Annotated in this window: 15 protein-coding genes; 9 read left to right on the top strand and 6 right to left on the bottom strand. The window is 41.3% G+C overall.

Annotated features, from left to right (window positions below; genetic code table 11):
- The first annotated feature begins 51 nt into the window (after positions 1 to 51).
- The 3 genes from ACOQON_RS03120 to ACOQON_RS03110 are packed head-to-tail and all read left to right on the top strand — an operon-like array spanning position 52 to position 2,148.
- Positions 52 to 1,080 carry a sensor histidine kinase gene (locus ACOQON_RS03120; protein ID WP_420577462.1) on the top strand — a complete coding sequence of 343 codons (1,029 nt, stop codon included), beginning with the start codon at positions 52 to 54 and terminating at the stop codon, positions 1,078 to 1,080.
- Positions 1,055 to 1,801 carry a LytR/AlgR family response regulator transcription factor gene (locus tag ACOQON_RS03115; RefSeq protein WP_420577461.1) on the top strand — a complete coding sequence of 249 codons (747 nt, stop codon included), beginning with the start codon at positions 1,055 to 1,057 and terminating at the stop codon, positions 1,799 to 1,801. The genes ACOQON_RS03120 and ACOQON_RS03115 overlap by 26 nt, the downstream gene beginning before the upstream one ends.
- Positions 1,786 to 2,148: a hypothetical protein gene (locus ACOQON_RS03110; protein ID WP_420577460.1), complete on the top strand. Its 363-nt coding sequence runs from the start codon at positions 1,786 to 1,788 to the stop codon at positions 2,146 to 2,148. The genes ACOQON_RS03115 and ACOQON_RS03110 overlap by 16 nt, the downstream gene beginning before the upstream one ends.
- On the opposite strand, the gene ACOQON_RS03105 is transcribed toward ACOQON_RS03110, so the two are convergent.
- Complete coding sequence (locus ACOQON_RS03105; protein ID WP_420577459.1) at positions 2,142 to 2,903, bottom strand: LytR/AlgR family response regulator transcription factor; 762 nt, start codon at positions 2,901 to 2,903, stop codon at positions 2,142 to 2,144. The two genes, ACOQON_RS03110 and ACOQON_RS03105, sit on opposite strands and share 7 nt — an antisense overlap.
- Entirely contained in the window at positions 2,900 to 3,940 is a 1,041-nt protein-coding gene (locus tag ACOQON_RS03100; RefSeq protein WP_420577458.1) for a sensor histidine kinase, read from the bottom strand. Before ACOQON_RS03100 ends, ACOQON_RS03105 begins: the two co-directional genes overlap by 4 nt.
- Positions 3,941 to 4,183: 243 nt before the next feature.
- Here ACOQON_RS03100 and ACOQON_RS03095 point away from each other — a divergent pair, with 243 nt between their 5' ends.
- From ACOQON_RS03095 to ACOQON_RS03085, 3 genes are all read left to right on the top strand, one after another.
- On the top strand, positions 4,184 to 6,586 hold the full coding sequence (locus ACOQON_RS03095; protein WP_420577457.1) for a TonB-dependent receptor: 2,403 nt from the start codon (positions 4,184 to 4,186) through the stop codon (positions 6,584 to 6,586).
- Positions 6,587 to 6,591: 5 nt separating this feature from the next.
- Positions 6,592 to 6,837, top strand: coding sequence for a hypothetical protein (locus ACOQON_RS03090; RefSeq protein WP_420577456.1), 246 nt, complete (start codon positions 6,592 to 6,594; stop codon positions 6,835 to 6,837).
- Between the two features lie 98 nt (positions 6,838 to 6,935).
- On the top strand, positions 6,936 to 8,075 hold the full coding sequence (locus ACOQON_RS03085) for a lycopene cyclase family protein (RefSeq protein WP_420577455.1): 1,140 nt from the start codon (positions 6,936 to 6,938) through the stop codon (positions 8,073 to 8,075).
- A 35-nt stretch (positions 8,076 to 8,110) separates the two neighbouring features.
- Here the strand turns inward: ACOQON_RS03085 and ACOQON_RS03080 are convergent, their stop codons facing one another.
- The gene (locus ACOQON_RS03080; RefSeq protein ID WP_420577454.1) at positions 8,111 to 8,983 is read right to left on the bottom strand and encodes a DUF6268 family outer membrane beta-barrel protein; all 873 of its coding nucleotides are present in this window, start codon (positions 8,981 to 8,983) and stop codon (positions 8,111 to 8,113) included.
- Between the two features lie 133 nt (positions 8,984 to 9,116).
- Here ACOQON_RS03080 and ACOQON_RS03075 point away from each other — a divergent pair, with 133 nt between their 5' ends.
- Positions 9,117 to 9,494, top strand: a complete 378-nt coding sequence (locus tag ACOQON_RS03075; RefSeq protein WP_420577453.1) for a SnoaL-like domain-containing protein — start codon at positions 9,117 to 9,119, stop codon at positions 9,492 to 9,494.
- 39 nt (positions 9,495 to 9,533) lie between these two features.
- Positions 9,534 to 9,983 (top strand): DUF1801 domain-containing protein, encoded by a 450-nt coding sequence (locus ACOQON_RS03070; RefSeq protein ID WP_420577452.1) that lies wholly within the window; start codon positions 9,534 to 9,536, stop codon positions 9,981 to 9,983.
- 85 nt (positions 9,984 to 10,068) lie between these two features.
- Here the strand turns inward: ACOQON_RS03070 and lysS are convergent, their stop codons facing one another.
- Both lysS and ACOQON_RS03060 read right to left on the bottom strand, forming a co-directional pair.
- Positions 10,069 to 11,787 (bottom strand): lysine--tRNA ligase, encoded by a 1,719-nt coding sequence (lysS, locus tag ACOQON_RS03065; RefSeq protein ID WP_420577451.1) that lies wholly within the window; start codon positions 11,785 to 11,787, stop codon positions 10,069 to 10,071.
- A 37-nt stretch (positions 11,788 to 11,824) separates the two neighbouring features.
- Positions 11,825 to 13,006, bottom strand: a complete 1,182-nt coding sequence (locus tag ACOQON_RS03060) for a proline dehydrogenase family protein (protein WP_420577450.1) — start codon at positions 13,004 to 13,006, stop codon at positions 11,825 to 11,827.
- Positions 13,007 to 13,064: 58 nt separating this feature from the next.
- Here ACOQON_RS03060 and aroB point away from each other — a divergent pair, with 58 nt between their 5' ends.
- Positions 13,065 to 14,087, top strand: coding sequence for a 3-dehydroquinate synthase (aroB, locus tag ACOQON_RS03055; RefSeq protein ID WP_420577449.1), 1,023 nt, complete (start codon positions 13,065 to 13,067; stop codon positions 14,085 to 14,087).
- Here the strand turns inward: aroB and ACOQON_RS03050 are convergent.
- Positions 14,080 to 14,235, bottom strand: coding sequence for a hypothetical protein (locus tag ACOQON_RS03050; RefSeq protein ID WP_420577448.1), 156 nt, complete (start codon positions 14,233 to 14,235; stop codon positions 14,080 to 14,082). The two genes, aroB and ACOQON_RS03050, sit on opposite strands and share 8 nt — an antisense overlap.
- Between the last annotated feature and the right edge of the window lie 63 nt (positions 14,236 to 14,298).

The following is a 14,298-nucleotide window of genomic DNA, read 5'->3' as shown; positions in this document are numbered from 1 at the left end:
AAATAACCCTGTCCCCTTCCATAGGGCAGGGTTTATATTATTCGATCAAAGATGTTCTCCACTAAATACAGGTATATCTATATCACTCTCTTAGGAGCTTATTCCTTTTTGAACATCAAGTTCACTGAAGGGGATAAAGCCTTATCAACCAATCTGAGTGATCTCACCTTATTTTTTGTGATCATCTCGCTCACAATTTCTGTGTGGGAGTGCAATCATTTGATCGAAAGAACTCGGGTAAGGGTTGAAAAAATAACTTCCCGACTGATCTATCAATTTCTTATCAGCATAGGAGTAGTTATCATTCTTTCTATTATCACCTCCTACGCAATAGGAATCATAACTATACAAGAGGCTTTGTTGCCAGGCTTCAAGCAAGCATTAGGATTTGCCTTTAGGATTAACCTATTCCTTCATTGCATCAATGCCATTTATCAATACAATAAAGAACTAAACAATACTCAGCTAGAAGCCGAACGTTTGAAAAAGCAGTCAACTGAAGCACAACTGGAAACACTACGCAACCAGGTAAACCCACATTTCTTATTCAATAGCTTAAATATCCTGACTTCAATAATCGAAGAGGATACGAAAACAGCGGTAAAGTATGTCAGTGAGCTTTCAAAAGTTTACCGCTATCTGCTTAAGAACGAACAAGAAAATCTGGTTCAACTCGAAGAAGAGCTTGACTTTATTGAATCATATGTTTTTCTACTAAAACTACGTTTTCATGAGAATCTTGTAATAGACATCATTACTGATGAAAACACGAAACAAAGCATACCTCCATTTACCCTGCAATTATTGATTGAGAATGCAATCAAACACAATGAAGTCTCGAGTTATCACAAGCTAAAAATTTCCATTCACCAACAAAATGATCATTTGATAGTTGAAAACAATACAAGAGCCAGAACTGATAATTCAAAACGTTCGGGAATTGGACTAAGTAATATTACCAACAGGTATCAGTTGCTTACTTCCAGCAAACCTGAAATCTCAAATGAGACTGAAAAGTTTATAGTAAGGCTACCAGTTATAGATGCTATCACCTATGAAGACAATCATAATCGAAGATGAAAAGCTAGCAGCAAAACGTCTTGAGCGATTGATCTCAAGCAATCACCCGAAATACAGGGTTTTACGATCACTTGATACAGTAAGAGATAGTATTCAATATCTATCTGTCAATCAAAATAACATCGATCTGATTTTCTGTGATATTCATCTGGCAGATGGAAATAGTTTTGAAATTTTTGACAAGATAAAATGCGAAGTACCCATCATATTCACCACCGCATATGATCAATATACACTGGAAGCGTTCGAATTAAATAGTCAACATTATTTACTGAAACCGATTAACGAGGAAGATCTAGCAAAGGCACTTTCAAAGTTTGAAAAAAACAGATCTGATCAAAGACTGAAAAATATACTCGATCGATTTGAGCCTCAGAAAACCAGACGATTCTTACTTAAATCAGGTCAAGGGCTCATTCCAAAAAAAGAATCTGAACTTGCCATGTTTTATACCCGAAACAAAGTGGTGCATGCGGCAGATATGCACGAGGGTAAGGTTTACATGACAGATTTTACTCTCGAGCAACTAGAGAATGAATTGCTATCTCATCAATCATTTTTTAGAATTAATAGAAAGCATATTGTAAACAAAGAAGCAATCAAGGCGTTGAGGCCTCATAAAAATCAACGATTATCATTATCGTTAGCAATACCAAGTTCGGAGGAACTAATTTTAAGTAGAGAAAAAGTCAATCCTTTCAAAGAATGGTTCGTCGCATAGCAATCAGTTTTTTAATCCTAACCACCTCCATTACCCTTTTTGCACAAACACCTTCATCCTATGATTCATTGAAAAGCAGAATCATGATGTTGGAAGCAGATGTAAATGAAATCAACTTTAACCTTGAACAATCGCAGAGGAAATTTCAAAGTGGTATCCTAATCGCAACCCTCGGGTATACAACTACGATTGCAGGAGGTCTCATGCTTGGGAGAGAAAATGATGAAGTCGGTCAGGCTTTGCTTGTGGCAGGTGGTATTACAGGTGTCATAGGAACCTATAAAATGGTAAATGCCTTTCGGTTTTTAACGGGCAGAAAAAAGGGAAAACCAAAGACGAATTATTGATCCAGCCACTGCTTAAATGCGGTAGCCTTTTCGCTGCTCACAATTATTTGCTCCTCATCAAAATGTTCAAGCTCTACCAAAAGTTTCCCTTTAAAATACTTATGAACAGCAGTGATGTAATTGGCATTTAGAACGAATTGTCGATTGGCCCTACAGAAATTTTGAGGGTCTAGTTGCTGTGTTAACTCATCGAGTGTGAAATCTGACAAATAGGATTTTTCATTCCTAGTGAAGATATGCACCACTCCATGTTTGGTATAAAAACACACAATATCCTCAGATCGAATAGCCATCATCTTATCCCCTTGTTTAACCAAAAAACGAGACTTATACTTCGCTTCAGTAAGGTTGATTTGACTCAGCAATGCAGCCATATCCAGACCATTCTGGCTAAAACTACTTTGTAGGTTTTTATATTTCGCTAAGGACTTTTCCAGGTCTTCCTTTTTTATTGGCTTTAGTAGATAATCAATGCTATTTACCTTAAAGGCTTTAAGTAAATACTCATCAAACGCAGTAGTAAATATGACTGGGCATGAGACTTCTGTCTCATCAAAGATCTGGAAACTGATTCCATCACTGATCTGGATATCCATCAACGCTAAGTCGGGCTGTTCATGATTTTCAAGCCATTTCACAGTGTCCTCTACACTGTCCAATACCTCCACAATTTCAATCTTAGGATCGATCTCCAAAAGGATCTTCTCCAATCTGCGGAAGGCAGGCGCTTCGTCTTCTATGATCAATACTTTCATGCCAGCTGTAAATCTTTTTCTTCCAACAAGTCGATCAAAGGAACGGCCACCATGTAGTTGCTGGCACTTGTAATCACATCAATTTTCCGGTTACCCAAAATGCTATATCGCTTACGAATATTCTCCAATCCGGTCTTTGTTGACTTTTCTAATGATCCTTTTGGCTGAAGATTGTTTTTCACTACCACTGACTTACCATTATCAATGTAAATGTCGATATGAAGTGGTTTTGCCTTTGATACCACATTGTGCTTGATCGCATTCTCCACCAGCATCTGAAGCGTCAAAGGAGGAATTGTCAATCCCAGATACTTTTTATCCATATTGAAATGGAAACTCAAATTATCCGGATACCTCATTCGCAATAAAAAAAGGTAAGATTCTACAAAATACAACTCCTCCTTTAGGCTAACCAATTCCCGATCTTTGTTTTGAAGAATATATCGGTAAACCTCTGAAAGCTTTTCTGCAAAGGCCACCGCAGCATCTGCATTCTCAGGAATGATTGAGGTGAGCGTATTCAGGCTATTGAAAAGAAAGTGCGGACTCATTTGATTCTGTAAAACCTCATACTGAGTTCGTATTTGCTGGTTTTTCAATTGTTCATACAATCGAAATTGATCCTTCCACTTTTCGAAGAAATAAAAAACCTCATAGGAAAGAGAGACCACTGCTGCTATGACGAAATTGAAAGGGATATACCTCAGATGCTCCTGCAGCGTCATGACCTCTTTCCATGAAACAACATCAAAGATCAGTTTCAATGGAATCCCTCCTATCGACATCCAAATAATCATACTCAAGCCTGTGAGTGATATTCGTCTCTTTGTATTACTGATTTCAGGGAACTTTCTCCTGAAAAAATAAATAATTGCCCAGGCGCCATTCCAATAGACGGCTGTAAAGCACAGCGAAACGAAATAGTGGAACCATAGCGGCTCATCAGCCATGTGATCATCACCATCATTTGAAGTAGCCAGAACGGCTACTAAAAAAATGCCTATCCAACGAACATGTACTTCTTTCAGCTTTCCCATTATCGTGAATAAAGATAGTGAACACCACCCAGCAAAATAGTACTTGATCGAACCGGGGATTTCAGGGTGTGAAATGGAAATAAATGGAACTGAAACCAGATCTAAATCCTGTCAATTAATGAATCACAGTTCAGGCGTAGATTCTCCGGTTTGAACCTTCTAATATCCCATATCGCTTCAAAAATCGTTTCCGCACCCTTCCTGCACTCGTAGGTTAGCATCAAAATCAACACTCAAAAAACAATGAAGAATTCAAAAGCTATCATTATAACTATTCTAGGAATCCTGACATCCATTGTCAGTCTTGCCCAGGATCAAACGGTCAAAGGAATCATTTTAGACGCACAGGCTGAGTACCCGCTGATCGGGGCTACAATCCAACTTGTGGGATCTGACCCAGTGCAAGGTTCCGTCGCTGATGTAGATGGAAAATTTCGAATTGAAAATGTGCCTGTCGGTAGGCAAACCTTTGCAGTCACCTATCTCGGATACAAAAGCATTAAGCTACCTAATGTCCTGGTAACATCAGGAAAGGAAGTCGTACTTCGGGTCCTGTTGGAAGAATCAGTTGAAAAATTGGAAGAGGTGGTGGTCACAGCCGATGCAGACAAAGACCTTCCTATTAATGATTTGGCAAAAGTCAGTGCCAGAACCTTTAGCCTGGAAGAAGTAACCCGTTTCTCAGGAGGGAGAAATGATGTCGCTAAACTCGCCACATCATTCGCTGGGGTAAATGCGACCAACGATGCACGAAATGACATTGTAGTAAGAGGTAACTCACCTGTCGGTTTGCTTTGGCGGATAGAAGGAATTCCAATTGCGACAACCAATCATTTTGCGACCCAGGGGACCACAGGAGGTCCTGTCAATGCCCTAAACACCAACTTGCTTCGTACGTCTGATTTCCTTACCGGAGCATTTCCTGCTGAATATGGGAATGCCAATGCAGCGGTCTTCGATGTGTTTTTCAGAAATGGAAACACCGATAAGTTTGAATTCACAGGCCAGATGTCTGCATTCAGTGGGTTGGAGTTTATGGCTGAGGGACCCATCAGTAAAAAGAACAATTCATCATTCATTGCATCCTACCGGTATGGAATCGCCAGTCTGGCTGCCACAGGAACCTCAGCCACTCCGTATTATCAGGATCTGTCGTTTAAAGTGAACCTTGGCAATACTAAAATTGGAAGGTTTGAGCTATTTGGACTTGGCGGGAAGAGTAACATAGATTTCCTGGGTGATGAAATTGATGAAACAGATCTTTTCGCCGATCCATCTCAGGATGCATTTGTAGAAAACGAATTGGGTCTCATGGGGCTTGGGCACACACTTAGACTATCTCAGAATACCTATTTGAAGACTTCTTTGGGCGCTTCGACCAACTTCAATGAATACATTCAGGATAACCGCATGCTTGATGCAAATAATGAGCTCATTGGTAAATACCGAGCAACCAATCTTCAAAACAGAGAAAACAGATACACTATCACTTCCACACTCAATACAAAGTTCAATTCCCAATGGAGTATGAGGGCAGGTTTCTTAAACGAACTATACGACCTCAATTTTTTCATTGAAGATAGGGACGATCGTGCGACAATTCCTGACAATAATAACGATGGTGTACCAGACTACTTTCTAACCTTCAGAGATGTAGACGAGCAATTCAACTTGCTTCAGACATATGCCCAGGCGGAGTACAAATTCACCGATGACATATCGACCACATTTGGTGTGCATACCCAGTATCACGAATTTATGAATGACTTCATCCTCGAGCCAAGAGCAGCCGTCAGTTGGCAAAGCAGCTCCGTACAGCGTTGGAGCCTCGCTTACGGATTACATGGTCAGGCAGTTCCTTCTCCCATCCTTTTCCTTCAGGAGGAGACTTCACCAGGTATTACCGAACGAACCAATGAAGATCTGAACTTCATGAAAGCGCATCACTTTGTGCTGGCAATGGACCGTAACCTGGGAACCAACTGGAGATTAAAAACAGAAGTGTACTATCAAAGCCTTTATGATGTACCGGTGGAGCCTACACCATCCAGCTACTCAGTGTTGAATGAAGGAAATGACTTCATTTTCGAAGAGAAAGGCTCACTAGTGAATGAGGGTACGGGATCCAACTATGGGATAGAAACCACGCTGGAAAAATTCTTTAGCAACAACTACTACATGCTACTTACCGCCTCGCTATTTGATTCACAATATGAAGGAAGTGACGGAGTGGAAAGAAGTACCGCATTTAACAACAACTATGTGTTGAATGTACTCTTCGGTAAAGAGTGGAAGTTTGGGCCAAATGGTAGAAATGCATGGACTTTTGATACAAAAATGACTACTTCCGGTGGCCGTCCATACACTCCTATTGACCTCCAAGCGACCAGGGATAATGCCGGTCGCGAAATTCGAATGGAAGAGATTGCTTACAGTGAGAACTATGGTGAATATTTCCGTTGGGATGTAAAGCTGGGTGTGCGCATGAACCGTCCGAAAGTGTCTCATCAGTTCTTTGTTGACTTCCAAAATGTCACGAATAGGAAGAATGAATTTGTCAGAAGATACAATTCTGTGACCGACCAGATTAACGTGGTAGAGCAGATCGGTTTCTTCCCTGATGTAATGTACCGCATTCAATTTTAGTCGACATGGAAATACTCACTAGATCAAAACAAGATCTTAACGTGCTGATACTAAAAAGTAATGTCAGTACACCTGATGATGTCCGAAAGGTAGACCGTGCATTTAGTCAGCTCCATTGCATAAAAAGATGGACGGTAGATCTTGATGATTGGGAGCATGTTTTGAAGGTAGAGTCCTATGTGCTCTCCTGTGAAAATATTGCAGTAATTCTGGAAAAAGTCGGATTTGAATGCTCAGAACTAGATCACTAAAACAAAAAGTGGAATAAATGATTTATTAAGACGAGTAGTAGTAATAGTTTGGTGAATAGGGAGTCTTGCTTTTGCAAGGCTCTTTATCTTTAACCCCTATGGATCAGAAGCAATATGATTATGCCATCATTGGTGCCGGGGCAGCAGGAATGCAGCTGGCACTCAAAATGATCCGCGATCCTTTTTTCAAAGAAAAATCCATTTTAATTCTGGATAAAGATGAAAAGAGCACCAATGATCGAACCTGGTGCTTTTGGGAAAAAGGTGAAACCAATTGGGACACACTAGCAACCAAAACCTGGCCAAAGGGGTTATTCATCAACAACGTAGAAACCATTGATTTTGACCTGAGTCCTTACCGGTACAAGATGGTGCGTTCGGCTGACTTCTATCGTTCTGCTAAAGATGAGTTAGCGACGGCATCAAATATCACATGGGGTAAAGATGAAGTAGTCAATATCGAGGGTCAGAAAATTGTGGGCTCTAAAGACAATTATTCAGCTACACATATTTTTGATAGCCGCATCCCGCAAGAGTTTCATGATCGACAGGACAATTACCACTCATTGATCCAGCATTTTAAAGGCTGGTTTATCAAAACAAAAAAACCCGTTTTTGATCCGGACACCTTCACCATGATGGATTACCGACTGAAGTGGAATGAAAGCACCAGCTTCACCTACGTCCTCCCCATTTCAGAAACGGAAGCACTGGTAGAGTTTACCCTTTTCAACGACCAACTGTTGATGGTAGGTGAGTATGATCAATACCTGGAAAAATACCTTAAAACCTACTTAAACCTATTTGATTACAAAATAACGGAAGTGGAGCAAGGCATGATCCCTATGTCAGACTACCCTTTTCACAAACATCACTCAAAGTACATCACGAAAATTGGCACAGCCGGAGGCTGGGTGAGACCGTCCTCGGGTTATTCATTCAAAAATGCCGATCGATACTCCACCATGATGGTGAAAAATATCAAAAAAGGCAAACGGCCTGAAAAAGGTATTGCCACATCACGTTTCAGAATGTATGACTCCATATTCCTGAATGTGCTATCCGCCAGAAATGACCTGGGAGAAGAAATCTTCACACGTCTTTATACCAAACCAGACATTCAATCCGTATTCCGGTTTTTGGATGAAGAAAGCAGTTTATCAGAAGATATTAAGGTCATGTTTTCACTGAATAAACCTCAGTTCTGGAAGGCCTTCTTTGCTACGTTTTTTAAATGATGCCTCCCCCTCTGGAGGGGGTAAGGGGGAGGAAATCAAATCCTACACCTCACTCCTATCCGGTAAAGCATGGCATTATCTATCGACGGGAAAAATACATTTTCTTTCCCCTCCCGGAGCTGCACATCAGCAAACACCGTTCTGGTCATGTTGACATAAGCTTCAAAATAGTCTGAAATACTGTACTCGTACCTAAGCCCTGCCAGAATCAAAAACATCCGTAATCGATCAGCAAATATCTCATCATTGATCAGCACACCATTTTGAATATTTGAATTAAATCCATCGCCCTCTGCATAAAGCTGAAGCCTGTTTTTCTCGTTGAAATAATACTTCAAGCTAGAAGATGGTGCCCCGATGGTGTACGACCATTTCTCATGAAATTTTCTATAATAACTAAAAAATGGAATAGGACCGGGAAACCGAGTAGTCGTCACATAATAAATCCCTGCAATGATTCGATTTGGCTTTTTCACCTCCTCCTTATCCATTTTGTTCTTTACAAACACCAAAAGACCGGAAACCAGAAAGTCTTTTCGAATAAGTCTCCCTTCAAGATTGCTGGTAAATGAGGGAGCGATTTGAGCCCCAATATACCAGTCATTCTTAAGCTCGTGGATGTAGGAAAATGCCAGGTCCAAAGACTTGAAATTCTCCGTTTCACTTTTGTTGAACGAGTCCTGATCTTCTTTATAGTTAAACTGAATATTGCTGAAGTCAAGTCCTGCAAAGAAGTACCCCTGATCTTTGATCTTAAATGGAATATTGAATAGTGCTCGCTGACGTTGATATTCGAAATTAGCATCCTTCCCAGGCAGATAAGTGTACTCCAGTTTGGCCAAATCCAGGTATTGGGACTGACCAAAATGAAACACCAAAAGGCTAAGTATAGAAAATAGCTTTCGCATCGAATCTGCCAAGATCGGAAAATTTCTTTCCTCGCAAACGAAGATTTTTTTTATTTCGACAAAAGTCAGTGACATAGGGCTGTCACTCCAACTCATTTCTTTGAGTCATGTTCAACTCTAAATCAAAAAAATCATGACAACAAAAGAGGTAGCAACTGAAATGGTCGCGCTTTGCAGAGAAGGAAAGTGGGAGGAATGCATTAAAAAATTCTATTCACCTGACATCAAAAGCATTGAGCCAGATGGATCCACATGGGGGACTGTTCAGGGACTGGAAGCCATCGCTAAAAAAGGACAAGAGTGGCAGGAAATGGTGGCTGAATTTCACTCCGGTGAAATCTCCGACCCAATTGTGGCTGAGAATTTCTTCTCGATCACGATGAAATCAAAAGTAACCATGAAAGGGATGGATCAACCCATCAACATGGATGAAGTCTGTGTGTATGAGGTGAACGATGGTAAGGTAGTAAAGGAGCAATTCTTCTACACGCCCCTTCCAGAGTTTGCTTAATCTAGGCTCAAAAGAATCATAAGACTTAAACCGTCAGGAATGGCGGTTTTTGTTTTACTGACCTTATTTTTGATTTCAATGAATCCTGAAACCCAATCCACCTTCTCCTCCTACCCTCCTCAGGCGAGGGAAAAAGTTGCACATCTCCGAAAGCTCATTCTGGAAACTGCGAGAGAAATTGGCATCACAGATCTGGAAGAAACCCTGAAATGGGGAGAGCCCAGCTACCTCACCAAGCACGGCAGCACCATCCGCATCGACTGGAAAGAAAAAGCTCCTGACCAGTATGCGATGTACTTTAAATGCACCAGCAAACTAGTGCCCTCTTTTCAACTTGCCTTCGGCGACTTATTCAATTATGAAAAGACGCGAGCCATCGTTTTCAAGCTCGATGACCAAGTGCCCGAAAAGGAGTTGAAGCAGTGCATCAAAGCTGCTTTAAGGTATCATAAGGTGAAGAATCAGCCGTTGTTGGGTTTGGGTGAGTGATAGAATTACATCCCCCTCCCTTACACAATTCCACCACGCCCCCCTTCAAAGGGGGAATTCCTAGATACGTGGAGTTGTTTGAAGGCTAAACCACCTCCACAAACAAGCCTTCTTCAGTCTTGTTCACTGTAGCAAAACCTCCTTGGGTCAGCTTTTTCATCGCTTTATCCCACTTCTTATTAGAAAGCCCAGACTGTTCTTTGAGCGCATTTAGATCCACCTTTTCATCTTTTTCCAACATCTCGAATACATCCTTTGCGTCACCTTCCAGCTCGGCTGCTCGTGATTTCACTTCCGGTCGCATCTGTGGGAAGAAAAGCACATCCTGAATGGAGTTGGAGTTGGTCATGATCATGGCCAATCGGTCAATGCCCAGACCTACACCGGCCGTAGGTGGCATTCCGAACTCCAGCGCTCGAAGGAAGTCTTCATCTAAGGTCATGGCCTCATCATCTCCACGCTTTCCAAGCTCTAGCTGCTCCTCGAATCGCTCACGCTGATCTACCGGATCATTCAACTCGGAGTATGAATTCATAATTTCCTTTCCGTTACAGATTGCCTCGAATCGCTCAACAAGTCCTTCCTTAGAGCGGTGTTTTTTCGTTAGCGGGGACATCTCCACCGGATAGTCTGTGATAAATGTTGGCTGGATCAGTAATGGCTCACATTTCTCACCGAAAATCTCATCGATGATTTTTCCCTTTGCCATTGTGTCATCCAAAGGCACTTCCAGTTTTTTAGCAGTATCTCTTAATTCTTTTTCATCCATCTCCGAAATGTCAATTCCGGTAAAGTGTTCAATCGCCTCAAACATGGTGAATCGCTTCCAAGGTCGCTGGAAGTCAATCACATTTTTCCCTACCTGAACTTTGGTATCCCCATGGAGGTCCATCGCCACCTTCTCGATCATAGCCTCCATCAAGTCCATCATCCAGTTGTAATCCTTGTAGGCTACATATAGCTCCACCTGGGTAAACTCCGGATTGTGGAATCGGCTCATCCCTTCGTTTCTGAAGTCTTTGGCAAACTCAAACACGCCATCATATCCTCCAACAATCAACCGCTTCAAATAGAGTTCATTAGCAATACGCAGGTAAAGGGTCATGTCCAGCGTATTGTGATGCGTTTTGAATGGACGAGCGGCAGCACCTCCATACAATGGCTGAAGAATAGGTGTTTCCACTTCCAGGTATCCTTTGCCAGCCAAAAACTCACGGATGGAGTTGATCAATTTAGTCCGCTGAATAAATGTGTCTTTTACCTCCGGATTTACAATCAAATCCAGGTATCTCTGACGATATCGCTGCTCCGGATCTTTGAAAGCATCGTAGGTTTTCTTATTGCCTTCTTCATCAGTTGTCTCCTTTACAATTGGTAGCGGACGAAGTGATTTTGTGAGCAGTTTAAGTTCTGTCACGTGGATGGATATCTCTCCCACCTCAGTTTTGAATACATATCCTTTAATCCCTATGATGTCCCCGATATCCATCTTCTTCTTAAAAACGTCATTGTAAAGCGACTTATCCTCTCCGGGGCAGATATCATCCCGACGGATGTAGATTTGGATTCTTCCGCTGGAATCCTGAATTTCTGCAAAGGAAGCAGATCCCATAATCCGTCTACTCATCAGTCTTCCGGCAATGGAAATATTGGTATAATCGCCTGGTCTGGATTCAAAATTTTTCTTGATGTGTTTGGCAGTTACATTCACATCAAAAGATTCGGCCGGATATGGATTCACACCCATTGCCATTAATTCTTCACGAGATTTTCTTCGCTGGATTTCCTGTTCGCTTAACTGCATTTCTTATTACTTGTATTCTTGAATTGTAAAATCTTATTTATGCGTCTGATTTTCTTCTCTTCAGCTCTTTTTTCACCAGGTTGTATTCACGTCCACTTTGTCCGGCTATAGAAGTGTTTTCTTCTGCTCTTCGGAAGAGGTATGGAAGCACTTTCTCTACAGGACCATACGGAACATATTTAGCTACATTGTAACCTAAGTCTGCCAACTTGAAAGAGATATTGTCGCTCATTCCAAGTAGCTGAGCAAAAAAGACCCGATTGTCTTTCTTGGAGATGCCATGTTCATTCATGAGCTGAACCAATAAGTTGCTGGACTTTTCATTGTGCGTTCCAGCGCACAACCCCATCCGGTCGATATGTTTCATACAAAACCTAAGTGCCTCATCGTAATCGCGATCCACATCTTCTTTCTTATCATGTATAGGTGACTCATAGCCCATTTCCTCGGCACGGTCGCGCTCTTTTTCCATGTATGCTCCTCGTACCAACTTAGCCCCGAAATAATAGCCATCATTCTCGGCCTGTAGAAAGGCACGTTTCATTCGGTCCATTACATCATGACGATAAAGCTGATAAGTATTATAGACAACAGGTCGTTCCTTATTATATTTCTCCATCATGCGATAAGTCACCCCATCGATGAAATTCTGAAACCAGGACTCTTCTGCATCAATCATCACCATCAACCCTTTGCTACTGGCTTTTCTTACAATCTCATCCACCCGTTGCTCACAGTTGTAAAGCTTTGTTTTTTCTATTTCAGTGAGCTTCTCCTTATTCTGAGCTTTGGTCATCAGTGCCGTAGATCCCAGCCCTGAAAGCTTCATTACACAAAAAGGAATATGATCATTAGTCGCTGCAAAATCTACTACCCTCAAGGCCTCTTCTTTCGTGTCATTATATCCATCTTCATTTTCTAAACCTTCTACAGAGTAGTCTAGAATTGTCTGGACATTGTAGTCTCCCAGCAGTTTGATCTTATCTGCGCTATCTTTTACAGATTCGCCTCCACAAAACTGATTGAACAGCGTTTTTTTGATGATCCCTTTTACCGGTAGTTTTACCTTCAGGGCAAATGTGGTTAATACGGTACCTATCTTTACCATCCAGGGCTTTTTCATGGATGCAAAAACAAAGTGAGAGTTTTTTAGCTCTCCCGTACTTCGATACGCGAAGGCTGTTGCAGTATCATCGAAATTGATTGGCTCTGATTGCATATTTTTGAAAATCGGAGTGCAAAGATAGCTAACAGATTCACACCTATGACTGTTTCAAATGTCAAATAATCTTCCATCATATTTAACCATCTCTCAGGGTATAAATACCGACTTAATTGCGGCTATTGAAACCCTGAAGCCAGACAAAATTGCCGTTCTGGTAGATGAAAACACGCGCAAATATTGCTTACCCCATTTGCATCAACCTGTTGATGTACAAATTGAAATTCAAAGTGGCGAAAAGTATAAAACACTTGACACCTGTACTCAAATCTGGGAGCGACTTACTGAATCAGGATTTACTAGAAAAAGCCTCCTGATAAATCTGGGAGGAGGGGTAATTGGAGATATGGGAGGATTCGCAGCTGCTACTTTCAAAAGAGGCATGCCATTCATCAACATCCCAACAACCCTGCTCTCACAGGTAGATGCCAGCATTGGAGGAAAACTCGGGATTGACTTCAATGGATTAAAAAACCATGTTGGGCTTTTCCAGGACCCTGCCCGGGTACTTATTTACCCAGGGTTTTTGAAAACACTCCCGCAGCGAGAATTGAAATCGGGATTTGCTGAAGTCATTAAACATGCGCTCATCAGCAACACAGGTCAATGGGAGTATCTTTTAAACAATTCATTTGAAAGCATGGACTGGAATGAAATTATTCCAAAATCAATCGGTTTAAAAAATGAGGTTGTCCAAAAAGACCCAAAGGAAAATGGGCTAAGAAAAATTCTGAATTACGGACACACGATTGGGCACGTAATGGAAACGTATTTTCTGAAAAGTAGCTCTCCCCTGCTGCACGGAGAAGCTATTGCTTTAGGCATGGTAAAAGAGAATGAAATTGCAGAAAAATTAGGCCTGATCAGCCAATCAGAGGTTGAAGAAATCCAAAATTATCTTGAGCGCATCTATGACTTTCCAAAAAAACTTCCGGGATTTAATGAGCTCATCGAATTTCTCGTGCAAGACAAAAAAAATGACCGGGAAGGTCTAAGGTTTTCACTTTTGACAAAAGTAGGTTCATGCACATATGATGTGCAGGTGGAGCAATCCATTCTTAAGCAAGTGCTTAAATAAATAGATCGTCCTTTTCGCTAGTATGATCGTCCTGAGCAGTTTGTTGTTCCTTCTTTTTTGTCGTTTTCTTTGGCGAGCTTAAGAAAAAGGTGAGTGCACCCAAGGCGATAGTAGCGAAGATGGTTCCTATGGTTCTTGATCTTGACATATTATAATTTATTGACAACTTAGCAACGTAAATAGTTGTGAGATAGTTAGCAAAAAACCTGCC

Source organism: Ekhidna sp., assembly GCF_965221965.1.
Taxonomy (GTDB): Bacteria; Bacteroidota; Bacteroidia; order Cytophagales; family Cyclobacteriaceae; genus Ekhidna.
Note: the sequence above shows the minus strand (reverse complement) of the source record. Positions and strands in the feature narration are given on the sequence as shown.

Coding starts and splice junctions, on each gene's coding strand:
- ACOQON_RS03100 (WP_420577458.1), bottom strand. CDS start 3,940: ATGGGAAAGCTGAAAGAAGTACATGTTCGTTGGATAGGCATTTTTTTA.
- aroB (WP_420577449.1), top strand. CDS start 13,065: ATGTCAAATAATCTTCCATCATATTTAACCATCTCTCAGGGTATAAAT.
- ACOQON_RS03095 (WP_420577457.1), top strand. CDS start 4,184: ATGAAGAATTCAAAAGCTATCATTATAACTATTCTAGGAATCCTGACA.
- ACOQON_RS03105 (WP_420577459.1), bottom strand. CDS start 2,903: ATGAAAGTATTGATCATAGAAGACGAAGCGCCTGCCTTCCGCAGATTG.
- ACOQON_RS03075 (WP_420577453.1), top strand. CDS start 9,117: ATGACAACAAAAGAGGTAGCAACTGAAATGGTCGCGCTTTGCAGAGAA.
- ACOQON_RS03115 (WP_420577461.1), top strand. CDS start 1,055: ATGAAGACAATCATAATCGAAGATGAAAAGCTAGCAGCAAAACGTCTT.
- ACOQON_RS03085 (WP_420577455.1), top strand. CDS start 6,936: ATGGATCAGAAGCAATATGATTATGCCATCATTGGTGCCGGGGCAGCA.
- lysS (WP_420577451.1), bottom strand. CDS start 11,787: ATGCAGTTAAGCGAACAGGAAATCCAGCGAAGAAAATCTCGTGAAGAA.
- ACOQON_RS03080 (WP_420577454.1), bottom strand. CDS start 8,983: ATGCGAAAGCTATTTTCTATACTTAGCCTTTTGGTGTTTCATTTTGGT.
- ACOQON_RS03050 (WP_420577448.1), bottom strand. CDS start 14,235: ATGTCAAGATCAAGAACCATAGGAACCATCTTCGCTACTATCGCCTTG.
- ACOQON_RS03110 (WP_420577460.1), top strand. CDS start 1,786: ATGGTTCGTCGCATAGCAATCAGTTTTTTAATCCTAACCACCTCCATT.
- ACOQON_RS03120 (WP_420577462.1), top strand. CDS start 52: ATGTTCTCCACTAAATACAGGTATATCTATATCACTCTCTTAGGAGCT.
- ACOQON_RS03070 (WP_420577452.1), top strand. CDS start 9,534: ATGGCGGTTTTTGTTTTACTGACCTTATTTTTGATTTCAATGAATCCT.
- ACOQON_RS03090 (WP_420577456.1), top strand. CDS start 6,592: ATGGAAATACTCACTAGATCAAAACAAGATCTTAACGTGCTGATACTA.
- ACOQON_RS03060 (WP_420577450.1), bottom strand. CDS start 13,006: ATGCAATCAGAGCCAATCAATTTCGATGATACTGCAACAGCCTTCGCG.